Here is a 25,219-nt window from a genome sequence, read left to right as displayed (position 1 = left end):
TTCAACGAGCGGCAGTTGAACCCACGGTATTAAGCGCGTGTGACACCCCCATGCAGCGTGCGAAGCGAAGTCACCGCACGCGAAGCAGCCCCGCGGCGGCCGAAGCGTGCAGCGCTTCGAGATCGACGGTGATGCGCAGTTCGAGCCGGCGCGCGCCATGCTGACGCGCGCGCAGCAGCGCGTCGTCGAGCAACTCGCGCACCGTGCGCGGGTCGTCGCCGGTGCGCAGGCGCAGCATGGCGTCCAGACGCAGCAGCTCGGGCACGTACCAGAGCTCGCCGGTGCGCTCGCTGCGGCTCACGGCGTCGCGCAAGGTAGCGCCGAGCGACACCGCGAGTTCCGGCTTGCCGTGCAGCGCAATGCGCGGCAACAGCGTGGCGATGAACGCGATGTCGGGCACATAGATGCGCTCGCGCGCGATCCGCTTCAACGCGCCGGCAATCAGGCGCCACGCGGCTTCCTCGTCGCCGCGCCGGGCCTCGAGCCAAAGCTGGAAATCGAGCCCGAGGCGCAGCCAACGCTTGACGCCTGCCGCACGCGCGCGCGTGACCAGCGCCGCGGCGCACGACTCGGTGAGCGCGATGTCGTCGTCGAGCGCGGCGAGCGCGCAGGCAAGACCGAGCGCGATGCAGCACGCGAGCGGTTCGCTCTCGTCGGCGGAGTCGCGGATCGTGACGCGCGGCGGCGTCGTCAGATGCGGTTCGCCGACCAGCCACAGCGCGACGGCATGAATCGCGCGCGCCACGAGATGCAGCGAGAGTCCATAACTGGTGGCCACCGCGTTGGCCTCGCGGCTCAGGTCTTCGTCGATGTCGTCGGCGGTGTCGTCGTTCAGGCCGACCACCGGCGCGAGCAAACGGATCGCGGTGTCGAATTCGCCCGCGTACGCCTTGACGATGCCCTCGATGCGCCGCGCGTTGATGCTCACGGCGGCACTCTGCGCGACCGGCGCGATCTCGCTGAATTCGTTCGCGAGGCGCCGGCATTGTTCGATCTCGCCGGCGTCGAGCGCGCACATCACGAGGCAAAAGAGCGCACGCAGGCGGTAGGGCGTGTCGGCGCAGATATTGGCGAGTTCATAGGTGCGCTGCCAGCTCTCGACGATCTCCGCCGACGCGCCGCGCCTGAGCATCAACGCACGCGCGAGCACGGCGCGCAGCCGCATTTCGTCGCGGATGCGCCGCATCGACACGCTGTCCACCCGCGCCAGCACGGCACGCACCCAGCCGATGTATTCGTCGACGAGCGCGAGCGCCACCCAGATCGGCGCGGTGTTGTCGAGCAGCTCGATGCACAGCTCCACCTTGTCGACGGACACGGCCCATTCGAGCGCGGCGCGCAGCGCGTCGATGTCGTGGCGGCTGTGCGCGGTGGCTACGGCGACGCCCGCGCCGAACCGGCGCGCCATGTCGCGCGCGACGAACTGCGCATGATGCAGTTCGGCCTCGGCGCTTTCGCGATTGCGCTCCAGCGCGTCGAGCGCGAAGCGGCGCACGGCGGGCGGCAAGCGCAGCCGCAAGGCGCCGTCGCAGTCGACGGCATTCACGAGGCCCGCGTCCATCAGCGTATGGAGCTGGCGTTCCAGCAGATGCGGCTCGGGCGGGCCGAAACCGTAGTCGCTGCCGAACGCGCCGAGCATTTCATAGGCGGCGTCGTGCGAGAACGCGGTGGCGAAAATGCCGAGCCGGCGCAGCATGGTGCGAGTGGGCGCTTCGAGCGCCGCGTACGAGAGATCGAGCATCACGTGCACGATCGCCGCGCGCGGCAGCACGATGCGGCGACCGCCGCTGCGATACGTCATGACGGTGTCGAGTTCGCGCGCGAAGGCCACGATCGCCTCTTCCGGCGGCACGCCCGCGCGCACCTGGCCGGCAATGGTCGCGGCCGCCAGTTCGAGCGCGAACGGCACGCCGTCGACGCGCCGGCAGATCAGCGCCGCCGCCGCGAACGTGGCCGGCGCGATGCCGCTCACTTCCGGCAGCGGCGCGTGCAATGCGGCGGCCTTCACGCAGCGCGCGAGGCGGGAGAAAAGCAGCCGCAACGCGTCGTAGTCGAGTGTGGCGGGCGTGCCGTCGATCTGCTCGGGCGGCACGCGCAACGCGGCCACCGGCACGGTGGTCTCGCCGCCGATGAAGAGCGGCGACTCGCACGTGGCGATCACATGCAGGCCGCCCGTGTTGGCGACCAGCGTGTCGATCAGGCTGGCCGCCGCTTCGCTCAGATGATCGCAATGATCGACGATCAGCAGCATGCGGCGCTCGCCGATCTGCGCGGCCAGATTGGCGGCGCTGGCCAACTCGCTGGCCGGCTCCAGCCCGACGGCCGCGCCGATCGCGTTGGCCACGCGATCCGGTTGCGCGAGCGAGGCGAGCGCCGCGCAGAAGTCGCCGTCGGGAAAGTGCGGCGCGAGATGGCTTGCGGCTTCGATCGCCAGGCGCGTTTTGCCGACGCCCGAGGCGCCCGTCAGCGTGACGATGCGGCGCGTGGGCACCAGCGCGAGCAATTCCGACAATTCCGCATGACGGCCGATGAACGGCGACGGATCGATGATCTGCGAACGCAGCGAGGTGACCGCGCTGGTCGGCATCAGCGCGGGGAACGCGGACACGGCCGGCGCGACCGCCGCGGCGAGACTCGATGCGCCGGCGACGGATGCGATCGCGGCGGACGGACTGTACGGCGCGCTGCTGAAGCGCGCGGTGCGGGTGGAGGCCGAACCGGCCGCGCCGAACGCGGCGCTATAAGCGGACGCGGCAGTCGCGGCGGACAACGCGCGGGCCGGCGCACCGAACCGGAACCCGGCCGTGGTCAACGGACTCGCCGCCACCGTCGTGGCGAACGAGGTGGCCAGCGACGCGGCAATGCTGCCGGCGTTCGCCACCGCGAGATCGAGCCCGGTGTCCGGCGTTTCGAGCACGCGGACCTCGCCCGCAAAACGGTAGCCGCGGCCGGCCACGGTGACGATCAGATCGCGGTCGCCGTCGAGCGCGCGGCGAATCGCGGAGATTTGCGCCTGCACCGTGTTCGCGTCGACATTGCTGCCCGGCCAGACGATTTCGCGCAACTCGGCGCTCGACACCACGCGGCCGCGTGCGTCGAGCAGCGCCGCGAGCATCGCGAACGGACGCGCGCCGAGTTCGATGACGGCGCCGTCGGAAATCAGCAGGCCCACGTCGCGCGCGAGCCAGAATCGCGAGAAAGCGATCACCTGACCAGTGAGCCGCGGTAGCGACATGATGAATCTCCGGCGTAGTAGTGTTTCGGTCCACCGGCGAGGAATACTCGCGAGGCATGCATAACGAAATGCCGCGCTGCGGCTATTCGTCAGACCAAAGTATTATCGCCCGAGAAGTGAACAATTGCCTGGACTGCGGACACTTCTTCAATGCAGGGTGCGCCGTCGACGGTTAAAACGCTTGCTTCACGCGTCCGCGAGACTCCATTGCATGGTATTGCGCAACCACGCGACGCCTTCGCTGGCCGGTTCGGGCGGCACCGGTGCGGGACGCGTGAGCGCGTAGAGGTAGCTGTCGGCGGCGGCGAGGCCACGGTTCGGACGCGGTTCGTGATTCGTCAGGCGCGCTTCCTGTACGAAGCCGAGCCGCTCCATCGAACTGTGCGCGGCGCCATCCACGGCGCAGCACGCGAATACGCGGTACACGCCGGGCTGCTCGATCAGCCAGTCGATCACTTCCTGCAAGGCCAGCACACCGGCCCGGCGCCGCCGCGCGCCGCCATGCCGGCTGATGATCACGCCGATCTCCACGCGCGGCAGCGTCGGCTTCAATTCGATCAGCGCGGTCAGGCGGCCGGTCTCCTTGCATTCGAGCGTGTAGCGGATCAGGCTGCCGTCGTCCCAGCCGCGCCGCGCCTCGACGATGAATTCCGCGGTCTGGCTCACGCCGGTGTGGCGCAGCACAGGCAGGTCGCGCATCGTGTCGGCGTCGCCCAGCATCTGGTCGAACAGGGCGGGAGCGTCGGCGGGGCTCAGGGGGCGTAGCCGCAGATACGGCGTGTCCAGAGTGTCGAGCGGAGTGAAACGCATGAGTCGGATTCCGAGTGAGCGACGAACCCCGGCAGTGTGGCGCCGTCGCATGACCGGCGCACGACGCGCCGCGAATCGGCGTAAGGGCGCGCGAAGACCTGGCAGCGGGCCGGGCGGCTGGCGTCGGCCCGCCGCTGAACACGCAAGTGCGGCGGCTACGGTGTCGTGCTGCTGAGCGCTCGCGCTTCGTATCGGTGCACGCGAGTTCGCACGCCGGCAGCGGGTTTCGTACGCTGCTTGTAAGGTCGAACAGGATGCCTGTTCGACGTCCTTGTCTTGTGCTTCGCGTTGACGGCGCACATTCACACCAGGAGCCCCGCACCATGCCGAATTCCCCATCGATCGGACGTTCGAGCAGTACGCTGCCGCTTTCCGACTCCAACGCCCCATCGTCGTCGTCGCCGGCGGACGGCGGCAAACCCGCCGGCGGCTTGCCGCACGCCGGTCCACAAGCCGACGACAAACTGGGCGCACTGGCCGGCAACGGCAGCGGCGCCGCGGCGGGCAAGGGCGCGCGCGCATCGTTCGCGGCGAAGGTGCCGTCGCCGGCCACTTCGACAACGACTGCGCCGGGCGCGGCTCAGTCGGCCGCTCAATCAGCCGCTGGCGGCGCGCCGGGGCGCGCCGGACGCCTCGGCGCTTTCTCGCAAGGCGCGGCGACACTCGCGAACGGCGCCACCGGTGTCGCAACGGTGGGCGTGAACGTGGTCGGCGGCCTGCTGCAACTGGAACAGGCCGCGGTCATGCAGCTCGCCGAATTGCTGAAGCAGGGCGCGCGCAACGTGGAAGAAGCATCGAAGGGATGAGGCGTGCAACGAGGTCCGCCAGGCGCGGACCTCGTGTAAGCGTGTTGCGGGTGCAGTGCCTGCGTTGCTGGTGAGTGGCGTTGCTGGTTGCCCTTGTGATTGCTCCGGCGTTGCTTGATCGGTCGCGCTCGGCGTTGCATCACGCCCGCAGCCAGAAAAACTCTCCCGACGCGATCCCTTCGAACATCTCGTCGTTCGACTCCACGATGTTCTGTCGCCAGTAGCGCCCGTGCTCCGCGTAGTGCGCGAGCAGATCGGCGAGCGCCTCGCCGTTCAGATCGTCCGCGAACGGCAGCCGCAGCACCAGCACGACGCCGCCGGTATCGGTGTCGAGCCCCAGTTGCGCCTGGTCCTGCGCATAGATCAGCAGGTTGGCCTCCAGCATCAGCCGGAACACGACGAGCGTGCGTCCGGCCGTGACCGTGCCGAAATGGAAATTCGCGTACATCGCGTCGAGATCGCGCTCGAAGTAATCGAGCCGCACGTCGAAGCCCTCGACTTCGATCGACCGCGTGCGCAGCACATGGTCCGCGTCGCCGAGACCGACGGTCGCGCACAGATCCATGATCAGGCTGGTGTAACGCTCGCTGCTCATTCTCGACCCTTGCTTGGCGGTTGCGCGCGGTGCCCGGCTGGCCGGGCGTTCTTTTGTCCGCTTCGTGAGCGGCGGACGCCGCGCCGCGCCTCTCGCGCATGCCGAAAAAAACACGGCCGGACCTCGTGTGCGACGGGGCCGGCCGCGTGCGGACCGCCGCCTGTGGCGAACGGCCCGCGTCTGCAATGCTTAGCCGCCGCGCGAAGCATCCTTGACGTTGCTTGCGCCGCTCTTCGCGATGTTCGCCACCGATGCATACATGCTTTGTTCAACTTGCATCTGGGCGGACATCATCGTCATCTGGTCCATTTCCTGCGTGAGACCAGCCATCATTCCGCCTGCGCTTCCTACGGACATAAGAACCTCCAGTGACTATGGGTAGAGAGTGAGTGGCCTACATCGAGACCTGCCGCCGCGCCGGCCGCTCCTGAGAGCGGGCCGCCGCGGCAAGCGCGTTATCCGCGTGCCGCGCGCGTGCTGCGCCGGGCATGCGGTGAGCCGCCGCGTCGCGCTCAGGCGCGCGCGCCGGCCTGTTTTTCCTGCAGCCGCGCGATCACGCGCGACGCGGCGAGAAAGCCGCGATACAGCTTCGCCAGATTGTTGCGATCGAGGTCGGTGGCGCCCTGCGTGTCGCTGATGCGCTGCGCCGTCGCGTCGAGCGCCTGGCGGATCGCTTCCACTTTGGGCGCGCCGGCCGGATCGGCGAGCGTCTTCTGCAGGTCGTTGAATTCGCTGGCGTGGGCTTCGAGCTGCTCGTACATGTCGATCTCCTGGTTGTCCTGGTTGAAGCGTGGCGGTGTGCCGTTGATGGGTCAGCTCGACGGACCGCGCGGCTGGGCCGGCGGCAGTGTCGCGGGATTGGGCAGTGGCACGACGCTGGCCGCGCTGCGAGTGACGGTGTCGTTGTCCACGATCGAGGCGTTGGCGGTGTTTTGCGTGTTGCTCGCAGCGGTTTTGCTGTTCGCTGCCGCGTTCGTGTTCGTGGTGGTTGTGTTACTGGCATGGCCGGCCGCGTTCGCATCCGCAAGCGCCGCGCCGCTTGCACCGGCGGCTGCATTCGCATTCGCAGCCGCATCGCCGTCCGACGCCGGCGTGTCGATCGCGTAGATGTGTTTGACGCCATCCGGCGTTTGCGCGTAACGGACGTCGTCGGAGGAAATCATTTCGGAGTACGCCGCCGCCGCTGGACCGGCCGCCATGACGTTGGAGTTTTCCGCGGCCTGCACCACGATGTTCTTCACGTTCGGATCCAGATCGGCCCGCACGCGCGCGAGCGCCGCATCGAGATCCGCGCGGCTGCTGACCGCGCCGGTCACCGCGAAATTGCCGTCGCCGAGATAGCGCACGTGCGCGCCCGCCACGCCGAGCGAATCCTCGATGCTGCGCGCGTCGTTCTGCGCGACGTCGTAATTGCGCGAGATGCCGGTCGGCGAAATGCGCGCGAACAGATTGCGCACGGCGTCGTCGTCAGCGGGGCTCGTGACCATGCCGGTCACCACCACCGTGTTGCCGACCGCGTGCGCCTGCAAGCCGGTCACATGGGCCGCGGCCAGCCCTTCGTTGACGCGCTGCGCGCGGTCGTCGGCATTGCGCGGCAACGCGGCGCGGCTCATCTGTGTCGTGGTCAGCAGCGAACCCGCGACGATCACGATGCCGAGCACGAAGCACGCCACGACCGCGCCCACATAGCGGCGGCGCTTCTTGCGCTCGGCGGCGAAGCGCGCTTCGGCGGGGCGCGTCAGCAGCATCGACAGCAGGTCGAGATCGGACGGCCACGCGGCGTCGTCCGCGCCCACGCACAGAATCATGTCGTCGAACTGCATCGGCACGAAGTCCACCAGCAGCACCACTTCTTCGCCGGCCACCGGCGGCGCGGCCCGCCCGTCCGCGGTGTCGGCCATCTGCACCGCTGCGGCGACGCGCTGTGCGCTGACCACACCGCTCGCGTCGACGTGCAGCAGCGCATCCGCGCCGCGCCAGTCGGTGAGGCGGATGTCGGCATCGTCGTCGGCGCCGACGCGATGCGTGCCCGGCGTGAGCTGCAATTGCGCTCCCGCGTGGACGCCCGTCAGTATCCGCAGCAGTTTCATCGTGCTCGCACAGGGTGGGTGGGAGAAGCGCCGGAGAAGCGCGCGGCTTGCGCGCTCAGGCCGGCTCGATCGACCTTAATGTAGCCGCGCGATGTGGCGTGTCAGCGAACGGATGCGAAGGCGCCGCATGCGATGCGAAGCCGCGCGGCAAACCGTTTAGCGGCGGTTGTCTGGAAAGGCGCGGCGTGGTCCAGGCGGGCTTGCGGGGGCGTCGGATGGGGACGGCGCTGTGCCGCCGGCGCCGTGCGGGCTCGCTTCAGCGGCGAGGCGACGGGATGCACCAGACGCACCAGATGCGCCCGAAGCCGAAGCCCGCCCAAGCACCCCGCCGCGCAGCCCGCACAACGTATCGATCGAGCGCCCGAGCTGCGCCGCGTTCGACGGCTTATCCGCGTGCAGCCACAGCAACGGAAACAGCAGGTTGAAACGCTGCACGCGCTCGGGCGGCGGCAGACGCGTGACGGCTTGCCCGGACGCACTGCCCGCGCGCTCACGCAGCGCGGCCACGCCCGAACTCGCCCCCGGCTGCGCGGCGGCAAGACTGCCGATGCGCTGCTGCACACTGAGCAGATCGATCGACTGCTCGAGCACGCGCGCGTCGAGCGGCATCTGCGGATTGGCGGCCAGTTGCTCGCGCAAGTTCAGCATGTCGCTGCGCCATGCGTCGCGCACCGCCGCCGCGCGCGCGCTTTCCTGGCCCGGCTGCGCGTACTGCGCGGCGACCGCGTCGAGCCGGCCGGACGGCGGCGGTGGCACGGCGCCGCGATCGCCGCGCGCCTTGATCCCGGCCGCCGCGCCCGTGCCGTGCTCGTCGCTGTGATCGCCTTGCGAATGACCGCCGCCGCCCCCGCGTCCGCCGCCGTCGCGGTTGACCTTCTGGCCTTCCGCGTGATGCGCTTCGGCGTCGTCTGGGCCATCGTCGTCGAGACCCGCGCCGTTGCTGCGCTGTTTCTTGGCGGCGCGTCGTTTGCGCGCCAACTGGTCGGCCATGCGCTTCGCGCGCACCGAACTCACCGAGGGTCCGCGTTGCGCGTCGCCGCCATAGGTGAAATTGGTGGTGCCGCGATACAGCGCCGCGAATTGCGCGCCGTTACGCGCGCCTTGCGCGTTGGCCGATTTCTGCTGCGCCTCGGCCGTGCGCTGCGCGTGGGCCGCCGCTGTGTCGCTGCCCTGATGGGAGATTCGGCTCATGTCGCGCGCCTCGCAAAGTGGCCCGGTTCAACGGCCGACCTGCGCCGCTTCAGAGCGGCACGGCCGCCTGCATCAACTCGTTGGCGAAGTGCAGGATCGCCGCGCACGAGAGCGGCGCGGCGACCACGATCACCACCGTCACCGCGATCAGCTTGACCGCGTGCGACAAGGTCTGATCCTGCATCGACGTGATCGCCTGCAGGAACGACACGCCGAGACCGACCACGGCCGCGACGATCACCGCGGGCAGCGACACGGTCAGGCACAGCAGCATGCCTTCGGTGGTGAAGCGGATTAGCGAATCGATTTCCATCTGGTCTCCCGCGCTATTTGTAGGACATCACGAGGCCGTGAATCAGCGTCGACCAGCCGTCCATCACCACGAACAGCAGCAGCTTGAACGGTATCGCGACGTTGGTCGGCGTGACCTGGTTCAGGCCCATCGCGAGCAGCACGTTTGCGATGATCAGATCGATCACGATGAAGGCGATGTACAGCAGAAAGCCGATCTTGAACGCGTCGGTCATTTCCGTCAGCGTGAAGGCGGGCGCGAGCACGATCAGGTCGTCTTCCTTGATCTGCGCGGCTTCTTCCTTCGGCCACACCACCGAAGCCGAGCGCAGAAAGAAGCGCTTCTCGCGCTCGTTGGTGTGCTTGACGAGAAACGCGCGGAACGGCTCGCGCGCCGCGCCGAACGCCTGTATCAGCGCCTGCGATGGTTGCGAGGCAAGTTGCTGGCCTTCGAGCGTCTTCGCGGCGAGCATGCCGATCGGCGCCATCACGTAAATGGAAACGAGAATCGCGATGCCGTTGAGCACCATGTTCGGCGGCACCTGCTGCACGCCGAGCGCATTGCGCAACAGACCCAGCACGACGACGATCTTCGCGTACGAGGTGACCACCATGGCGACGAAGGGCAGCAGGCTGATCGCGACGACGACCAGCAGCAGCCCGGTGATATCACTGAATTGGACCATGCCTGTGCGCCATGCGAATGATGCGGATACCGAGATGTTCGCCGACCGTCACCAGCTCGCCATAGCCAATGGTCTGTCCATGCGCGACGAGCCGCAACTGGGCGTCCGCCACGGGAACGGGCAGTTCGAGCACATAGCCTGGGCCGAGCGCCGACAGTTGGGCGAGCGGTAGGGCCACCGTGTCGATCTCGAACTGCACCGGCAGTTCGAGTTCTCCGATCCGGATCGGATCGGCGGGATCGTCGATGGCGAGCCCGGCGTCGGCGCTCGCCGGGTCCAGCTCTTCTGACATGTTCGGCTCCTTGACGATGACGAGCGCGTGCCCGTCGATTTCCACAGCGGCGCACACGCGGGTGAGCCCAGGGGTGCCCCACGCGGCGACGGCACGCGGCCGAGCGTGAGACGCGGATGAGTCGTCCGATGCACCGAGCAGCGCCGCATCGAGCGAAGGGAAGGCGGCGCGCAGCAGCACGTCGCCGGGTTCGAGCGCATTCAGCGTGTCGACCGGCAAGCGCTTCACGCCGAGGATCAGGCTGCCCGGCACGTCGAGGTCGGCGCTCGCGTGTGCCGACGAATGGTTCGATGCGAATGCGCCTGGTGTCGGGTTCAGCGCCTGGGTCGCGTCGGTATCGCTGCGCAATAGCCGGTCGAGCAGGTCGTAGCATGCGGGCTCGGCGAGAACGGCAGCCTGATAGCGGCGCTCGGCAAGTACGAACGAGAGCGCGACGACCGGTGGCGTAGCTGCGTGGGCTTCGCTCGTGAGCTTGCGCATCGAAGCCGAAGTCGAAGTCGAAGCGATATCGCACAGGCGCGCCCGGCGCACGGCAACCACACGCGGATCCTTGAAGCCGGCGCCGGCGAGCCGCTCGAACAACGGCGCCAGCACGACGCTCGCGACGGCCTGGCGCAAGGCGACATCGGCGGGCGGTTTGGTGCTCAGCGCGTCGCTATCCGGCCATGCCGCGATCGACAGCGCCGGATAGGCGCGCAGATCGAGCGCCACACGCAGACCGGTTGTCGTGCCGCCGTCAACCGGGGCGAGCATGAGTTCGATGACGCCGGGATCGGCGTAGGCGGCATCGAACGTATGGACATCGGTCAACGCCGCGCGCCATTCGGTGATGCCGAGCGTCACACGCAGATGATTGGCGACGCGCGTATCGCAGATCGTGCGCGTAATGCGCGCGTCGCCGTGGGACACGACCGGCATGCGGAACGGCACGATCACTCGCCGATGCGCAAGCTCCGCCGCGCCGCGCGACGGCTCGCTGACCGATGCGCGTTCACGCACCGCACGCGGGTCGGTCACGGCTTCGTCTTCAGTCGTCGGCTCGTCGAGCGGATAGGTCATGCGCAGGGAATCTGTCACCAGACAGTGAGTTCGATTTCGCGGGCTTCACCCCACGCGCGCAGCAAGGTGTCGAGTTCTCGTTCGAGCAGTGCGCTATGTTCCAAGAGTAATTGCCGCGCCGCCGTATCCGTCGTATCGAACCGAAGCTGCAGACTGAAACGCGAAAGCGTCAGATACAGCGTGGTGTGCGGCAACAGTTTCTGATCGAGCGGCAGTTGCACTTCCCAATTGCCTGCTTCCGCAATCGACGGATCGCCGCAGAACGCGCCGATCTCGCGCGCCAGCGAGCCGAGCAGCTGCACGAAGCGCTGTTGTTGCCGATACACGGCGGACACGACCGGTTGCGCGGCATCGGCGACACGTGCGCCGATCGCGAGGCGTTCGGGCGAAAGCGTGAGTTCGGTATTTGCGCCTGAGCACGTGCTCTGTTCAGCAGCATCGTGACCGGCGTCGCCTTCGTGCGGGAAGAACGGCTGCGGCGCGGCGGGCGCCGATGCGGTCTCTGCGTCTTCATTGGCATCCGCATGACTGCCGCCTTGCGAGCCCGCGTGGGCATCGGCATCCGCGTTGTTGTTCAGCCGATGCAACGCGCGGCGGCGGCCGAGCAACGACGCGTAGTCGAAGCCGCGGCCACGTGAAGCGGAACGCGAAGCGGCGTCTTCTGGTGTGTCGTTATCCGCTTCGCCCGGAATCACACGCACGTGGCGCGAAGCGATATGCGTCATCGCCGCGACCTCAGATCGACACGCGGCCGAGCGGCCGCAATTCGACGTGCTCGCCGAGTTCCTGATACGAATACACCGCGAGCCAGTTGAGGCGCGCCTCGATCATGCGTCGCACGTAACGGCGAATATCCATCGAGGTCACGAGCGCCACGCCCTCGCGCGGCACCGCGCCGACGAAGGACTGGATCTTGTCGATCAGCAGCGCGGCTTCATCGGGCGGCAAGGCGAGAAAATTGCCGGTCGGCGTTTGCTTGATCGACTGCCGGATATGCTGCTCGACCGGCATGTCGAACAGCACCGCCGACAAGGTCCGCTCGCCGCTTGCGGCGCGATGCGCGAGAAAGCGCGAGAGATCGCCGCGCACGTACTCGGTCAGCATCAGCATGTCTTTCTCTTTCGGTCCCCACGCGATCAGACTTTCCATGATCGTGCGGACATTGCGAATCGAAATCTGTTCTTCGAGCAGACGTCGCAGCACGTCGGCGATACGCTGCGGCGGCAGCACTTTCTGCACTTCGGCGACCAGCCCCGGATAGTCACTCGCGAGCTGGTCGAGGATCCATTGCACTTCCTGAATGCCGAGAAAGAGCGGAGCGTGGCGCCGCATCAACGCGACGCAGGCGTGTGCGATGGCCTGCTCCGCACGCCATACGGGTGTTTTCGGCGGCACCGAGCGTTCTTCCAGCCAACGCGTCGGCGTGCCGCTCGTGTCGATCGGCGGCCCCGGCTCGCATTGCGCGACGAGCACCTCCAGCGCCTCGCTCTCTTCGCTAGTGAGCGTCACCGGTGCCGCCGAATGCGCGAGACGGCTCGCTTCGGGCAACATCACTTTGCCGGCGGGGAGTCCAATGGTGAGTTGCGGAACGTCGTGAACGAGGATCTGGCAAGTGGACGCCGGCAATGCGGCATACGTCCACATCGTGATGCCCGGAAACGGCAGGCCGAGTTCTTCCTGAAGCCGCGCGCGTTCGGTTTCGAACGACTTGTCGAGCGCGGGCATGGTGAGCCGCGCAACGAGGTCCGGCGCGATCCGCACGCCGAGCGGGCAGGTGAACTGCGGCGCACGCGCCAGAATCGCGGGCACGTCGATCTTCGCGCCCGAGCGTTGCATCGCGTGCAGCGACTCGCGTTCATGGCTGCTCTGCTGCGGCTTCTTCGTGTTCAAACGCCACGCGGTAAACGCCAGCGTGCCGGCGAGCAGCAGGAACAGCGCCGCGGGAAAACCAGGCACGGCAGCGAAACCGAGCAGCAGGATGGCCGCGAAGTACAGCGCGCGCGAACTGGAACCGAGCTGGCGGCCGATCTCGTCGCCGAGCGAACCGGGCTTGGCTTGCCGCTCGTCGGCGACGCGCGTGATCATCACGCCGGCTGCCACGGAGAGCAACAGCGATGGAATCTGCGACACCATCGCATCGCCCACCGAGAGAATCGAAAAACGGTTTGCCGCTTCGCCCGCGCTCATGTTGTGATACGCGACGCCGACCGCAATACCCGCCACGATATTGATCATCGTGATGATCAATCCGGCAATCGCATCGCCCTTGACGAACTTCATCGCGCCGTCCATGCCGCCATGCAACTGGCTTTCGACGGCGAGCGTCGCGCGCTTGCGGCGGGCTTCCTCGGCGGTCAGCAGATTGGCGCGCAGGTCCGCGTCGATACTCATCTGCTTGCCGGGCAGCGCGTCGAGCGTGAAGCGCGCGCCGACTTCCGCGACGCGTTCCGAACCTTTCGCGATCACGATGAACTGCACGGTCGTGATGATCACGAACACCACCAGCCCGACCACGAGATTGCCGCCCACCACGAGCTCGCCGAAGCTCTCGATAATGTGGCCCGCCTCGGCATGCAACAGAATCGACTTGGTCGACGCGATGTTCAGCGACAAGCGGTACAGCGTCGTGAACAGCAGCAGCGACGGAAACGCGGAAAGCGACACCACGTCCGGCACATACATCGTTACCATCAGCAGCGTCACGCTGATCGTGATGTTCACGCCGAGCAGAATGTCGATCAGCGTCGGCGGCAGCGGCAGGATCATCAGCGAAATGATCGCGACGATCAGCGCGACGATACCGATTTCACCGCCAGCAGGGAGTTTCAGCGTCTTCAGCATGGTGGGTCTCGTCAATGGAGGGCGGGCGGCGGAGTCGTGGTGTGAGGCGAAGTGCTGTCGTCGGGTGCGAGTGCGCCTTCGTTGCGCCGCGCGCCGATCGATTCGACCCAGCGCAGAATGGCCGCGACCGTCTCGAACAGTTCTTCGGGAATCGGCTCGTCGAGACCGACCTTGTACAGCGCGCGCGCCACCGGCGGGTTGCCGATGATTGGCACGCCCGCATCGCGCGCCGCGCGCCGCAGCGCGGCGGCGCTCTCGTCCATGCCTTTGGCGATCACGCGCGGCAGCGGGTGTTCCTCGGGGGCGTAGCGCACCGCGACCGTATAGTGCGTGGGATTCACCACCATCATGTTGGCCATGCCCACTTTCGACTGCGGCGGCGCATTCAGCATTTCGCGCGCGAGCCGCCGCCGTTCACCCTTGATGCGCGGATCGCCTTCCTGATTCTTGTGTTCGCGTTTGACCTCGTCCTTGGACATCTTCATCTTCTTGAGGAACATGAAACTCTGCAGCTTGACGTCGGCGGCGCCGACCAGCACGAACACAGCCGCGGCCACCATGAAGACCTTGAGCAGCAGATCCCAGAACATGCGCACCAGTTCCGGCAGCGGCTGATAGAGCGAACCGACGATCAGCGGAAACAACCACTTGATGGTCTGCCACATCACGCAGAACACGATCACCGCCTTGACGATCATCTTCGCGCACTCGATCAGCGTGCGAACCGAGAAAATCCGCTTGAGGCCCGCCATCGGGCTGACGGCTTTCGGGTCCGGCGTGACCGGCTTGGTGGCGATCTGCATGCCGACCTGGCCGATCGAGCCGGCAATCGCGGCGAGCGCCGCGATGCATACGCACGGCACGATCGCCGACAGCGCGAGGCCGCCGATCTTGTACAACTGCGTCTGCATATTGGTGAGCGAATGATCGCCGTTGACGAAGCCGGTGGCGATCGTCACCGCCTCGCGCATGGCGTCGCTGAAGTGGCTCGCGCCCGCCATCAGCAGCAGCACCACCGCCGACATCGAGATCGAGTCGGTCAAATCGCTGCTGCGGGACACCTGGCCTTCCTTGCGCGCGTCCCGCAGCTTTTTCTGTGTTGGCTCTTCGGTCTTTTCGTCGCTCATGTCGGCTCGGTCGCGATGTGAGGAGGGCAGCGCCTCATAGTCCGCCTGACGATAGCGCCCGCACCCGCCTCGCGTGCCGGGCGAGGCGAAGCGGGCGCGCGCATTACGAAGCGCTTTGATTCGCCGCCGGCACGCAATCCGCACCGTGATCGCGCCGTTGACGCGCGAGCATGGACAGCGCTGTTACGCAAACGGCACGGCTTCGCATCCGTTGCGGCCACTTCGCATTCGACGGCTTGCCGCCGCGCGGCGGTTGCTATGTTTGCGTCATCCTTCCCGACCGGCTGCGAACGGCACGGTCGACCTCAACGCTTCTGTCAGGAGCCCATCGCCATGACCGTCAGCACGCCGGATTACCTGAATTGCAGCCCCGATGTCGTCGGCGGCCTGATCGAAACCGTCTCGACCGCGTTGCTCAGCAACTTCCCGAAGGTGTCGGCCGACCCGTACGACATCGAACTCGTGCTCGACGCGCTGCGCGTGCTGCGGCCGCGCGTCGCCGAAATCGATACGCTCGACGGCATCCTGCACATGGTGCGCGGCCACTGGGACGATGCGATTCACGTGCTGCGCCAGGTCGGCGAAAACGCGCCGCGCTTCGGCTACGCCAAGGCGCTGCTCGCGTTTTGTCTGTCCGCGAAAGGCGACCCCGACTGGAAACAGTGCGCCGCCGAAGCCATGGAAAACAATCCGACGCGCGACACTCAATCGCTGGTGCGCGCGCTCGAAGCTCGCGAAGACCTGCTCAACGCGATGAAGGTCAAGCGCGCGGGCGGCCAGTTCGTCACGCCGAAGTCGTGCGAGGCGCTGGCTGAATTCGACGCGGAAACCGCCGAAGGCGCGCAGTCCGCCGAACCCGCGACCGCAGCGGCGCCCGCACCGGCCGCGGCCGCGCCGGTCGATTATGCGCACCAGTCGTTCCTGCGCGCCTGACCACGGAGCCGCCCATGACTGTCAATGCCACCACGACCGCCTTGCAGGCGTCGCTTGAGCAGATGTCGCAAAGCGCGGGCGCCGCGCCGGCCGCGCAGACCACGCCTGAACTGGCGGACAAGTTTCAGTCGCTGATGCAGAAAGGACAGATGAGCGCGCCCGCCACGCCGCAGCAGGACGGCACGGCGGTTGCCTCGAAACTGGTGGCGGCGCAGGACGCCGAGTTGCAGCATACCGTCAACGACGCGCTGCAACTCGCGCAGCAGGCGCCGACTATGTCGATGAACGAGATGAGCGCGGGCACCATCCGCATGACGCTCGAACTCGCCAGCACGCAGCTCGATCTGGAAGCGAAGATGGGCGTGGTGGATTCGTCGAAGTCGGCGATCGAAACGCTGATGAAAAACCAGTAACCCGTCATTCAACTTCGTCACGGACGCCGTCACCATGCTCGACCGATTGCCCGCTGTGCAGCCCGCCGTGCCGCCTGTCGCGCGGCCGGCCCGCCGAGCCGCGCCGCTGCTCTGCGTGCTGGCGCTGTGCGTCATGCTCGGCGGCTGCAAGAAGGAGCTGTACGGCAATCTCTCCGAGCAGGATGTCAACGAGATGGTGGTCGCGCTGCTGGAACGCGGCGTGGATGCGTCCAAGGACACGTCGGACGCGGGCAAGACATGGTCGCTCGATGTCGACGACGCGCAGATGGTGCGGGCCATGGAAGTGCTGCGCGCGCGCGGTCTGCCGCACAGCAAGTTCGACGACCTCGGCGGCCTGTTCAAGAAGGACGGCCTCGTCTCGACGCCGACCGAGGAGCGCGTGCGTTTCATCTACGGCACCTCGCAGGAGTTGTCGTCGACGCTCTCGAAGATCGACGGCGTGCTGGTCGCGCGCGTGCAGATCGTGTTGCCGAATAACGATCCGCTTGCGCAGACCATCAAGCCGTCGTCGGCGGCGGTGTTCATCAAGTACCGGCGCGACTCCGATATCGGCGCGCTGGTGCCGCAGATCAAGACGCTGGTCATGCACAGCGTCGAAGGGCTCACCTACGATCAGGTCAGCGTGACCGCGGTCGCGGCGGATCCTGTCGAATACTCGCAACTGCCGCAAAGCAACGGCGTCCCGGCGTGGTGGTTCGGCGTGCTGGCCGGGGTGATCGTGCTGGCCGCGACGGGGCTGCTGGTGCTCGCGCGCCGTGGCGTGATCGCCGGACGGCCCAGGAGCGGCGATGCCGCCGGCAACGCGGATGCCGCGGCTGGCGCGAGCGGGCGCTTCGCCGGACTGCTGGCGCGCTTGCGGCGTCTGCGTCCCGCGAACTGATCCGCCGACGCGGCTACGATGAACGCGCCGACCGATCTACCCTTCATGCGCGTGGCCGCGGCGCTCGATGCGTATCGCCGCAATCTCGCGAGCGCGGCCCGCTGGGCCGATCCCTCATGGAGCGCCGCGTTGCTCGGCGCGGATGCCGTGCAACTCGAAAGCTGGCGCATGGCGCTCGAACGCGCGAACAGCGCGGCGGTGGAGAACTGTTCACACGCGCTCGCCGATGCCGCCGCTGTCAAGCTGCCCGCCTTCGCGTCGCTCACGTATAGCGCGCTCAAACCGACGCCGTCCGGCGCGGCCCAGCCGAATGCCGTGCTGCTCGACGTGCTGCCGGTGCGTCACGCGCTGCAGGTGCTGCGCATGCGCGCCCTGTCGTTCCGCCGTGCCGAAGCGCGGCGTCTGATCGACAAGCGCACCCGTTCGCAGCTTTCCGAGTGGACCGGTGTCGGCGTCGACCGTCTCACGCAGGACGCGCATCTTGCCGATGCCCCCGATATTGCGCGCCTCGCCGCGCGCGCCGCGATGCCGCCGCTGACCGCGCTGGATGCCGGCACGCTCGCCGTCGAAGGCTGCGCGTTGCTGCTGCGCGACCTGGGCCATGTGAACGGTGCGAACGGCACCGGCGGCAGTGCGCGCGTGCCGTTTCCGCTGCTGCGTCTCGCCTTGCCGCGCGTGCTGCCGACACCGGCGTGGCTCGTGTCCGTTCCCGATTCGATCGACGCGGCCGGCTCGGCGCGCCTGTTCGCGCGGCTGTCCGATCTGCTACCGGAGTTTGCATGGCTATTTGGTTGAAGCGCGCGCGCTCCGCTTTCGGCGAAAACGACGCGCACGGCTGGTCCGCGCGCGTCGGCGTGGTCAGCGATGTGATTCCGCGCGCGACCTTCGGCGAACTGCTGTCGATCGACGAAGCCTACGCCGCGCTCGCCATCGAGCGCGAGGCCCTGCTTGCCGACGCGCGCGACGAAGCGGCGCGCATCGTCGATGCGGGTCATGCTCAGGCCGCGGAGATCGCCGCCCAGGCGCAGCGCGACTACGACACGGCCAGCGAGCAGGGCTATCGCGACGGTTGCGACCGTGCGCTCGCCGACTGGATGGAGCGTCTCGCCGATGTCGCCGACGCGCAGAACCAGTTGCAGATGCGCATGCGCGAGCGGCTCGCGCAGATCGTGGCGTCGGCGGTCGAGCAGATCGTGCGCGTCGAGCGTCACGAGGCGTTGTTCGAGCGGGCGCTCGCCACCGTCGACCGGATCGTGGAAGGCGCGACCTATCTGCGCGTGGCCGTGCATCCCGACGACTACGCCGAAGCCAAAGCCACCTTCGATCGGCTCGCCTCGCGCTGGCGCGATCTCGGCCAGCCGATCCCGCTTTCCGTGATCGCCGACAAGCGGCTCGATCCGGGCAGTTGCGTGTGCGAGTCCGACTTCGGCACGGTGGATGCGAGTCTCGACACGCAATTGCGCGCCATGCGCAGCGCGGTGTCGCGCGCGTTGAAGCGGTCCGTGGAAGAGGCTGATGCCGGCGGCGAGGAACCCGCCACGCCCGCTGCGCCAGACGGCGAGGAAGCCGCATGAGCACGCCGTGGCTGACCCGCACGGTCGATTTCGACCGTCTCACCGACGAGATCGAGCGCGAAATCCTGGCCGTGCCGGGGGTGGCGCGGACCGGCAAAGTGCTGGAAGTGATCGGCACGCTGATCAAGGTGGCCGGGCTCGATCTGTCGCTCGGCGAGCTTTGCGAACTGCGCGCGCCGAACGGCACGCTGCTGCAACACGCCGAGGTGATCGGTTTTACGCGCGACGTCGCGTTGCTCTCGCCGTTCTCGCGCCTCGAAAACATTTCGCGTTCGACGCAGGTGATCGGGCTCGGACGTTCGCTCGCCGTGAAAGTGGGCGACATGTTGCTCGGCCGCGTGATCGACAGCCTGGGCGAACCGGTCGACGGCGGGCCGCCGATTCATTCCGATACCTTGCGGCCGATCTTCGCCGCACCGCCCGACCCGATGAGCCGCCGCATGATCGATGCGCCATTGCCGACCGGCGTGCGCGTGGTCGACGCGATGATGACGCTCGCCGAAGGCCAGCGTATGGGCATTTTCGCACCGGCCGGCGTTGGCAAGAGCACCTTGCTCGGCATGTTCGCGCGTGGCGCGTCGTGCGACGTCAACGTGATCGCGCTGATCGGCGAACGCGGCCGCGAAGTGCGCGAATTCGTCGAGCTGATTCTCGGACCTGAAGGCATGGCGCGCTCGGTGGTGGTGTGCGCGACTTCGGATCGTTCGTCGATGGAGCGCGCCAAGGCAGCCTACGTCGCCACGGCAATCGCCGAATACTTTCGCGACCGTGGCCAGCGCGTGCTGCTGATGATGGACTCGCTTACGCGCTTTGCGCGCGCCGGCCGCGAGATCGGCCTTGCCGCCGGCGAGCCGCCGGCGCGGCGCGGCTTTCCGCCGTCCATCTTCGCCGAATTGCCGCGCCTGCTCGAACGCGCGGGCATGGGCGAAACGGGTTCGATCACCGCGCTTTATACCGTGCTCGCCGAAGACGACAGCGGCAGCGATCCGATCGCGGAAGAAGTGCGCGGGATTCTCGACGGCCACATGATCCTGTCGCGCGAAATCGCGGCGAAAAACCAGTATCCGGCGATCGACGTGCTCGGCAGTCTGTCGCGCGTGATGCCGCAAGTCGTGCCGGACGGCTACGTGCAGGCAGCCGCGCGGATTCGCGAATTGATGGCGAAGCATCGCGAAGTCGAGATGCTGCTGCAGATCGGTGAGTATCAGCCCGGCACCAACGCGCTCGCCGACGAGGCGATCGCCAAGGCCGACGCGATCAAGGCGTTCCTTTCGCAGCGCACCGGCGACTATGCCGCGCCGAACGACACCGAGGCGCAACTCTACGACCTGAGCGGGCTCGGCTGATGAGCGCGGGATCGAAAGGCCTGCAGCAACGGCGCATCGTCGCACTGGAGCGATCCTGCACGCGGCGGCGCCGTCTCGACGAGACCTTGCGCTTCACGCTCACGGCGCAGCGCAGCGCGCATGCGCCGCTCGAAGCCGCACGCGACGCGAAGGCGGCACAAGTCGCGCACGAAGCGGGCGTGCTGCAGTTCTACCAGCATCGCGTGGACGGCATGATGACGGGCACCGAAGCCTTCTCGCTCGACGACCTGAACAACTGCCGGTTGTATATCGGCGTGGTGAACGACCGGCTGCGCGTGTTCGAAACAGAACTCGCGCATGCCGAAGCCGCGGTGCAAGCGAACCTCGCCGCGATCGCGCAGACCCAGCGCGAGATCGCGTTGAATCAAGGCCGCATCGATCTATGCGGCGAACGGATTCGCGACATCCGCCGGGTTCAGGAGAATGCCGCCAGCGACGCGAGTGACGAAGAGGCCGAGGAAACCGCGCTGGCGCGGCGCTTCCAGGCGCGCGGGGCGCACGCATGAACGACATCGCATCGGCGTTGCCGCAACTCGGCTCGCTGCTGGTCGGCTATATCACGTTGATCGGCGTGTGTTCGCTGCGCCTGTTCATCGTGATGTTCATTTTTCCGCCGACCGCCGACGGTCTCCTGCAAGGCGTGGTGCGCAATGCCATCGTGCTGCTGTTCAGTTCGTACGTGGCCTACGGCCAGCCTGCCGCGTTCATGCAATCGCTGCACGGCGTGCTGCTGCTCGAAGTCGGCTTGCGCGAGGCGTTGATCGGACTCGCCATCGGCTTCGCGGCTTCGGTCGTGTTCTGGGTCGCGGAAAGCGCGGGCACGTATATCGACGATCTGACCGGCTACAACAACGTGCAGATCACCAACCCCATGCGCCAGGAACAGTCGACGCCGACCGCCACCTTGCTCAGCCAGATTGCGTCTGTTGCATTCTGGGCGCTCGGCGGCATGACGTTTCTGCTCGGCACGCTGTACGAGTCGTATCACTGGTGGCCGATTATCTCGGCGGGGCCGAACGTGTCGAACATTCTCGAATCGTTCGTGCTCACGCAAACGGATTCGCTGATGCAATCGGTCGCCAAACTCGCGGCGCCGATGATGTTCATTCTGCTGCTGATCGACTTCGCCTTCGGCTTCGCCGCGAAGTCCGCTTCGAAACTCGATCTGATGACGCTCAGTCAGCCGGTCAAAGGCGCAGTCACGGTATTGATGCTCGCGTTGTTCGTCGGCATCTTCGTGGATCAGGTGCGAGACCAGGTGACGTTGCGCGGTCTCGCCGCCGAGTTTCGCGTGCTCTCCGATACGACCAAGACGCCGGCCGCGAACGATGCGCCCAATGCATCCGCGCCCGTAGCGAAGCCTTGAGGTTATGTTGAGAATGCATGCGCAACGTACCGCATTGCAACGGCGTCGCGGCAAAACTCAAACCTTCTCAAATGCGCCGCGAATATCAGATTAATTGAAACTTCGCTTGATGCGAATCGTTACATTGACTCCACCGAACGCAACGCGCGTGCCGCGTGCGACGCGTTCCTGCACTCAGAGGAGTCGTCCATGTTCTCGATGCTTTACTTCCCCGTGGTGTCCGCACTCGCGACGCCCGCACCTTGCAAACACACGCCACTGTCCGGCCGTTTCCTCGACACCTTGCTCGACGGCAAGGTGAGCGCCGCGAGCCAGCTCGCGAGCCGCTGGGCCGACGAAGCGGGTCACGCCGAAGCCGCGCCGCATGCACTGCAACTGCACGCGGATCTGCAACTGATGCTGGGTATCGAAGTCGAGGCGGAAGAGAACTACCGTCGTTCGCAGAAACTGATTCGTTCGTCGAAGCATGCGATCCGCACGGCGTCCTGCCGCAATGCCGCGTGGCAGGCGTTGTTCCGTCACCGGCTCGGCACCGCGCTAGCCTGTTTTTCGCGTGTCGCGGACGAACCCGAGATCGAGCCGGCTCGCGCGGTGGAAGCGCACTTCGGGATCGTCTGCGTGCTCAATGAACTGGGCCGCACCAGCGAAGCCGCCGACGCGCTCGACGATCTGTTCGAACGCGTGGAACGCGATCTCGACGATGCAGCGGGCCATTGGCACGCACTGCTTGCCACGATGCGTTTCGACCTGGCTGTGCAGATGGAAGTGCGGGCCGCGACGGCGCTGCGCGATCACGTCTACTGGCATTCGGGTTTGTCGAGCGAACACGCGCCGCGGTCCGGTCAGGGCGTTGACATGAGCGTCGACGGTCTCTCGCGCGCGGTGTTCGGTGTGCGCTCGCCATTGCTGCGCGCGCGTATCGACTATCTGCAGCAGTTGCGCCTCGCCGCCTGCGCGGATCGCGATGCGATCGGCGAATTGCAGCGTCATTTGCAATGGTCGCGTGAGCAGGGTCTCGGCGACTATCAGCGCACGCTGCGACTGGAAATCGCACTCGCGACGCTGGCGGGCGCGGCGCCGCATCTGGCCTGCTCGATTCTGGAGCCGCTGCATCAGATCGGCCGCAACGGCACCACCGGCCACCGTCAGCTCGAATACCTCTACTGCACCGCGAAAACGCGCCAGGCCGAAGGTCGCGCGCAGGAATCGCTGCAACTGTATAGCCGCTATGCGCTCGTTGCGATGCAGTGTCTGCGCGAAGACTCGCAGGCCCGCGCGCCGTTCCTGCAACGCAGCGCAAAAGCCTCGCCGCAACTCGACGATGTGGGCGCGCGCCTGCCGGCCAAGTATCGCCGCGCATACAGCTATGTGCTCGACAACCTGGACCGGCGCGATCTCTCGGTGCGCGAGGTGGCCGCGGAAATCGGCGTGACCGAACGCGCGCTGCAAAGCGCCTTCAAGAATTTCCTCGGGCTGTCGCCGACTGAATTGATCCGCCGTCAGCGCATGGAACGGATTCGCGCCGAACTCACCGACCGCTCTTATTCCAGCGATCGTGGCGTGCTAGGCGCGGCGAGCAAATGGGGCGTGCAGAACCGCTCGACGCTCGTCAACGGATATCGCAAGCAGTTTCATGAAGCGCCGTCCGAGACGCTCGAACGATAGCGCGTTCGCTGCCGCTCGCCGCGGCGGCGTGCGACTTGACTCGCGGTTTCTTTCCTTCACCTTCACTCAGTCGACTCCATGAAATCGAAGACGCTCTTCTGCGCCGCGTGGCTCGCGGCGTCCCTCACGCTGGGCGGGCTGCAACCCGCCAGCGCGGCGCCGGTGCGATGGCGCAGCAACGCGGTGCATATTGCCGTCGAAGGCAAGGACCTGAAAGACGTGCTGCGCGATTTCACCGCAAGCCAGGGCGTGGCCGCATCGATCGCGGGCAACGTTCAGGGCACGGTGACCGGCCGCTTCGACACATCGCCGCAGCGCTTTCTGGACACGCTCGCCTCGACCTTCGGCTTTGTCTGGTTCTATGACGGCAGTGTTTTGTCGATCAGCAGCGCCAACGACGTCACGCATCAGGTGATCAAGCTCGATCATGCGTCGGCCGCGGATCTGCGCGCGGCGCTGCACACCATGAGCGTCGACGACTCGCGCTTTCCGGTGGTGTACGACGAAAGCGCGGGCACGGCCATCGTCAACGGGCCGCCGCAGTATGTGCAGATGGTGAGCGAGATCGCCCGTCGTCTGGATGACAACGCGAGCCGCCGCAGCGGGTCGGTGATTCGCGTGTTCAAGCTCAAGCATGCATGGGCCGCCGATCACAAGGTGCAGATCGACGGCAACACGATCACGGTGCCGGGCGTGGCGACCGTCCTGTCGAACATGTATCACGCGAAACAGGGGAGGGGCGGTGGTGGTGGCCAGTCGCAGACTTCGATGTCGCCGAACATGCAACGCGTACCGCCGATGACCGACGTGGGTGGCGGCGACAGCGGCGGCGGCCAGGTGTACAACCCGCCGTTGCCGCCCAATATGGCGGACGGGCAGGGCGCGACGCTCGGCGGCCTGGTCGGCAATGCGCAGCCGTCCAACTACGGCAGCCCAGGCAATGTCGGCTATGCGAATGCGCCGGGCGGTTCGCCGACGAGCCCGCCGAGCGGCGGCGATCTCTCGTTGCCGATCATGCAGCCGGACCCGACCACCAACTCCGTGCTGATTCGCGATACGCCACAGCGTATCGACCAGTACGCGACGCTGATCGATCAGCTCGATACGCGGCCCAAGCTGATCGAGATCGAGGCGCATATCATCGAAATCGACGACGACGTGCTGGCGCAGATCGGTGTGGACTGGCGCGCGCACAACAGCCATCTCGACTTCCAGACCGGCACCGGCACGAATCAGCAGAACAGCTTCGCGAACGGCTCGATCAATCCGAACTTCGGCACCACGACGCTCGCCGACGGCACCACGGTCGTTTCCGCGACGCCGGTGGGCGCCTCGATTACCGCCGTGCTCGGCGACGCCGGGCGGTATCTGATGGCGCGCGTCAACGCTTTGCAGACCACCTCGAAAGCGAAGATCGATGCATCGCCGAAGGTCGCGACGCTCGACAACGTCGAAGCGGTGATGGACAACAAGACCAAATTCTTCGTGCGCGTATCGGGCTATACGTCGGCGGATCTGTACAGCGTGTCCACGGGCGTCTCATTGCGCGTGCTGCCGATGGTGGTGCAGGAAAACGGCCAGATGCGCATCAAGCTCGAAGTGCATATCGAGGACGGTCAGCTCACCGGTCAGCAGGTCGACAACATTCCGGTGATCACCAGCAGCGAGATCAATACGCAAGCCTTTGTGGGCGAGGGGGAGAGTCTGCTGATCGCGGGCTATAGCGTGGACAACGACTCGAACGGCGTGACCGGCGTGCCGGGTCTGTCGAAGATTCCGCTCATCGGCGCGCTGTTCCGGTACAACAACGACCAGCGCTCGCATATGGAACACGTCTTTCTGTTGTCGCCACGGGTGCTCGATCTGTAATCGGCATGCGCCGGAGTTCGATGTGAAGGCAGGGGCAAGGGCGGTCTGAACCGCGCTTGCCCCTGCTTGCGTTCGATGCGGTGCGCGGCCTCGTTAGCCGCGCGTCAA

Annotated in this window: 24 protein-coding genes; 11 read left to right on the top strand and 13 right to left on the bottom strand. The window is 66.8% G+C overall.

The annotated features are described in order from the left end of the window. Positions 1-70: 70 nt before the first annotated feature. The gene (locus tag P0D80_RS21175; RefSeq protein ID WP_408286531.1) at positions 71-3,235 is read right to left on the bottom strand and encodes an ATP-binding protein; all 3,165 of its coding nucleotides are present in this window, start codon (positions 3,233-3,235) and stop codon (positions 71-73) included. A 186-nt stretch (positions 3,236-3,421) separates the two neighbouring features. Then, a complete protein-coding gene (locus P0D80_RS21170) occupies positions 3,422-4,045 on the bottom strand; it encodes a GNAT family N-acetyltransferase (protein ID WP_408286529.1) in 624 nt (207 codons plus the stop codon). 323 nt (positions 4,046-4,368) lie between these two features. Here P0D80_RS21170 and P0D80_RS21165 point away from each other — a divergent pair, with 323 nt between their 5' ends. After that, on the top strand, positions 4,369-4,851 hold the full coding sequence (locus tag P0D80_RS21165; RefSeq protein ID WP_408286527.1) for a hypothetical protein: 483 nt from the start codon (positions 4,369-4,371) through the stop codon (positions 4,849-4,851). Between the two features lie 139 nt (positions 4,852-4,990). Here P0D80_RS21165 and P0D80_RS21160 read toward each other — a convergent pair whose 3' ends face one another. The 11 genes from P0D80_RS21160 to sctU all read right to left on the bottom strand — a co-directional run bounded on the left by P0D80_RS21160 (position 4,991) and on the right by sctU (position 15,023). Further along, on the bottom strand, positions 4,991-5,446 hold the full coding sequence (locus tag P0D80_RS21160) for a CesT family type III secretion system chaperone (RefSeq protein WP_132381789.1): 456 nt from the start codon (positions 5,444-5,446) through the stop codon (positions 4,991-4,993). 189 nt (positions 5,447-5,635) lie between these two features. Then, positions 5,636-5,803: a hypothetical protein gene (locus P0D80_RS21155; protein WP_162831287.1), complete on the bottom strand. Its 168-nt coding sequence runs from the start codon at positions 5,801-5,803 to the stop codon at positions 5,636-5,638. 155 nt (positions 5,804-5,958) lie between these two features. Then, entirely contained in the window at positions 5,959-6,207 is a 249-nt protein-coding gene (locus P0D80_RS21150) for a type III secretion protein (protein ID WP_132381791.1), read from the bottom strand. A gap of 51 nt (positions 6,208-6,258) precedes the next feature. Beyond that, positions 6,259-7,536 carry a type III secretion protein gene (locus tag P0D80_RS21145; RefSeq protein WP_408286524.1) on the bottom strand — a complete coding sequence of 426 codons (1,278 nt, stop codon included), beginning with the start codon at positions 7,534-7,536 and terminating at the stop codon, positions 6,259-6,261. Between the two features lie 156 nt (positions 7,537-7,692). Beyond that, positions 7,693-8,727 (bottom strand): hypothetical protein, encoded by a 1,035-nt coding sequence (locus tag P0D80_RS21140; RefSeq protein ID WP_408286523.1) that lies wholly within the window; start codon positions 8,725-8,727, stop codon positions 7,693-7,695. 49 nt (positions 8,728-8,776) lie between these two features. Then, entirely contained in the window at positions 8,777-9,040 is a 264-nt protein-coding gene (sctS, locus tag P0D80_RS21135; protein WP_132381797.1) for a type III secretion system export apparatus subunit SctS, read from the bottom strand. A gap of 13 nt (positions 9,041-9,053) precedes the next feature. Then, entirely contained in the window at positions 9,054-9,704 is a 651-nt protein-coding gene (gene sctR / locus P0D80_RS21130) for a type III secretion system export apparatus subunit SctR (protein ID WP_132381799.1), read from the bottom strand. Then, complete coding sequence (sctQ, locus tag P0D80_RS21125) at positions 9,688-11,073, bottom strand: type III secretion system cytoplasmic ring protein SctQ (RefSeq protein WP_408286520.1); 1,386 nt, start codon at positions 11,071-11,073, stop codon at positions 9,688-9,690. Before sctQ ends, sctR begins: the two co-directional genes overlap by 17 nt. Next, on the bottom strand, positions 11,070-11,780 hold the full coding sequence (gene sctP, locus P0D80_RS21120) for a type III secretion system protein SctP (protein ID WP_408286518.1): 711 nt from the start codon (positions 11,778-11,780) through the stop codon (positions 11,070-11,072). Before sctP ends, sctQ begins: the two co-directional genes overlap by 4 nt. Before the next feature lie 10 nt (positions 11,781-11,790). Further along, positions 11,791-13,821 carry a type III secretion system export apparatus subunit SctV gene (sctV, locus tag P0D80_RS21115; protein WP_408286587.1) on the bottom strand — a complete coding sequence of 677 codons (2,031 nt, stop codon included), beginning with the start codon at positions 13,819-13,821 and terminating at the stop codon, positions 11,791-11,793. A gap of 86 nt (positions 13,822-13,907) precedes the next feature. Continuing rightward, complete coding sequence (sctU, locus tag P0D80_RS21110; protein WP_408286517.1) at positions 13,908-15,023, bottom strand: type III secretion system export apparatus subunit SctU; 1,116 nt, start codon at positions 15,021-15,023, stop codon at positions 13,908-13,910. 333 nt (positions 15,024-15,356) lie between these two features. Between sctU and P0D80_RS21105 the strand changes: the two genes are divergently transcribed. From P0D80_RS21105 to sctC, 10 genes are all read left to right on the top strand, one after another. Further along, positions 15,357-15,956 (top strand): HrpB1 family type III secretion system apparatus protein, encoded by a 600-nt coding sequence (locus P0D80_RS21105; protein WP_132381807.1) that lies wholly within the window; start codon positions 15,357-15,359, stop codon positions 15,954-15,956. 14 nt (positions 15,957-15,970) lie between these two features. Next, complete coding sequence (locus tag P0D80_RS21100) at positions 15,971-16,369, top strand: type III secretion protein HrpB2 (RefSeq protein ID WP_132381809.1); 399 nt, start codon at positions 15,971-15,973, stop codon at positions 16,367-16,369. A gap of 34 nt (positions 16,370-16,403) precedes the next feature. Next, positions 16,404-17,270, top strand: coding sequence for a type III secretion system inner membrane ring lipoprotein SctJ (gene sctJ, locus P0D80_RS21095; protein WP_408286515.1), 867 nt, complete (start codon positions 16,404-16,406; stop codon positions 17,268-17,270). A gap of 18 nt (positions 17,271-17,288) precedes the next feature. Further along, a complete protein-coding gene (locus P0D80_RS21090; RefSeq protein ID WP_408286513.1) occupies positions 17,289-18,065 on the top strand; it encodes a type III secretion protein HrpB4 in 777 nt (258 codons plus the stop codon). Next, positions 18,050-18,844: a type III secretion system stator protein SctL gene (gene sctL, locus P0D80_RS21085; protein WP_408177808.1), complete on the top strand. Its 795-nt coding sequence runs from the start codon at positions 18,050-18,052 to the stop codon at positions 18,842-18,844. The genes P0D80_RS21090 and sctL overlap by 16 nt, the downstream gene beginning before the upstream one ends. Then, positions 18,841-20,190: a type III secretion system ATPase SctN gene (gene sctN, locus P0D80_RS21080; protein WP_408177809.1), complete on the top strand. Its 1,350-nt coding sequence runs from the start codon at positions 18,841-18,843 to the stop codon at positions 20,188-20,190. The genes sctL and sctN overlap by 4 nt, the downstream gene beginning before the upstream one ends. Continuing rightward, on the top strand, positions 20,190-20,717 hold the full coding sequence (locus P0D80_RS21075; RefSeq protein WP_408286510.1) for a type III secretion protein HrpB7: 528 nt from the start codon (positions 20,190-20,192) through the stop codon (positions 20,715-20,717). The genes sctN and P0D80_RS21075 overlap by 1 nt, the downstream gene beginning before the upstream one ends. Then, on the top strand, positions 20,714-21,577 hold the full coding sequence (gene sctT, locus P0D80_RS21070; protein ID WP_408286508.1) for a type III secretion system export apparatus subunit SctT: 864 nt from the start codon (positions 20,714-20,716) through the stop codon (positions 21,575-21,577). The genes P0D80_RS21075 and sctT overlap by 4 nt, the downstream gene beginning before the upstream one ends. Positions 21,578-21,766: 189 nt before the next feature. Beyond that, on the top strand, positions 21,767-23,242 hold the full coding sequence (locus tag P0D80_RS21065) for a helix-turn-helix transcriptional regulator (protein ID WP_408286506.1): 1,476 nt from the start codon (positions 21,767-21,769) through the stop codon (positions 23,240-23,242). Positions 23,243-23,320: 78 nt separating this feature from the next. Beyond that, on the top strand, positions 23,321-25,111 hold the full coding sequence (sctC, locus tag P0D80_RS21060) for a type III secretion system outer membrane ring subunit SctC (RefSeq protein WP_132381825.1): 1,791 nt from the start codon (positions 23,321-23,323) through the stop codon (positions 25,109-25,111). The last annotated feature ends 108 nt before the right edge of the window (positions 25,112-25,219 follow it).

The organism is Paraburkholderia sp. RL17-373-BIF-A, from assembly GCF_046030175.1.
GTDB lineage: Bacteria > Pseudomonadota > Gammaproteobacteria > Burkholderiales > Burkholderiaceae > Paraburkholderia.
Note: the sequence above shows the minus strand (reverse complement) of the source record. Positions and strands in the feature narration are given on the sequence as shown.

Bases quoted from the DNA above. Each gene is read 5' to 3' on its own strand.
- P0D80_RS21175 (WP_408286531.1), bottom strand. From the start codon at position 3,235: ATGTCGCTACCGCGGCTCACTGGTCAGGTGATCGCTTTCTCGCGATTC.
- P0D80_RS21170 (WP_408286529.1), bottom strand. From the start codon at position 4,045: ATGCGTTTCACTCCGCTCGACACTCTGGACACGCCGTATCTGCGGCTA.
- P0D80_RS21165 (WP_408286527.1), top strand. From the start codon at position 4,369: ATGCCGAATTCCCCATCGATCGGACGTTCGAGCAGTACGCTGCCGCTT.
- P0D80_RS21160 (WP_132381789.1), bottom strand. From the start codon at position 5,446: ATGAGCAGCGAGCGTTACACCAGCCTGATCATGGATCTGTGCGCGACC.
- P0D80_RS21155 (WP_162831287.1), bottom strand. From the start codon at position 5,803: ATGTCCGTAGGAAGCGCAGGCGGAATGATGGCTGGTCTCACGCAGGAA.
- P0D80_RS21150 (WP_132381791.1), bottom strand. From the start codon at position 6,207: ATGTACGAGCAGCTCGAAGCCCACGCCAGCGAATTCAACGACCTGCAG.
- P0D80_RS21145 (WP_408286524.1), bottom strand. From the start codon at position 7,536: ATGAAACTGCTGCGGATACTGACGGGCGTCCACGCGGGAGCGCAATTG.
- P0D80_RS21140 (WP_408286523.1), bottom strand. From the start codon at position 8,727: ATGAGCCGAATCTCCCATCAGGGCAGCGACACAGCGGCGGCCCACGCG.
- sctS (WP_132381797.1), bottom strand. From the start codon at position 9,040: ATGGAAATCGATTCGCTAATCCGCTTCACCACCGAAGGCATGCTGCTG.
- sctR (WP_132381799.1), bottom strand. From the start codon at position 9,704: ATGGTCCAATTCAGTGATATCACCGGGCTGCTGCTGGTCGTCGTCGCG.
- sctP (WP_408286518.1), bottom strand. From the start codon at position 11,780: ATGACGCATATCGCTTCGCGCCACGTGCGTGTGATTCCGGGCGAAGCG.
- sctV (WP_408286587.1), bottom strand. From the start codon at position 13,821: ATGATCCTGCCGCTGCCGCCGACGCTGATCGACATTCTGCTCGGCGTG.
- sctU (WP_408286517.1), bottom strand. From the start codon at position 15,023: ATGAGCGACGAAAAGACCGAAGAGCCAACACAGAAAAAGCTGCGGGAC.
- P0D80_RS21105 (WP_132381807.1), top strand. From the start codon at position 15,357: ATGACCGTCAGCACGCCGGATTACCTGAATTGCAGCCCCGATGTCGTC.
- P0D80_RS21100 (WP_132381809.1), top strand. From the start codon at position 15,971: ATGACTGTCAATGCCACCACGACCGCCTTGCAGGCGTCGCTTGAGCAG.
- sctJ (WP_408286515.1), top strand. From the start codon at position 16,404: ATGCTCGACCGATTGCCCGCTGTGCAGCCCGCCGTGCCGCCTGTCGCG.
- P0D80_RS21090 (WP_408286513.1), top strand. From the start codon at position 17,289: ATGAACGCGCCGACCGATCTACCCTTCATGCGCGTGGCCGCGGCGCTC.
- sctL (WP_408177808.1), top strand. From the start codon at position 18,050: ATGGCTATTTGGTTGAAGCGCGCGCGCTCCGCTTTCGGCGAAAACGAC.
- sctN (WP_408177809.1), top strand. From the start codon at position 18,841: ATGAGCACGCCGTGGCTGACCCGCACGGTCGATTTCGACCGTCTCACC.
- P0D80_RS21075 (WP_408286510.1), top strand. From the start codon at position 20,190: ATGAGCGCGGGATCGAAAGGCCTGCAGCAACGGCGCATCGTCGCACTG.
- sctT (WP_408286508.1), top strand. From the start codon at position 20,714: ATGAACGACATCGCATCGGCGTTGCCGCAACTCGGCTCGCTGCTGGTC.
- P0D80_RS21065 (WP_408286506.1), top strand. From the start codon at position 21,767: ATGTTCTCGATGCTTTACTTCCCCGTGGTGTCCGCACTCGCGACGCCC.
- sctC (WP_132381825.1), top strand. From the start codon at position 23,321: ATGAAATCGAAGACGCTCTTCTGCGCCGCGTGGCTCGCGGCGTCCCTC.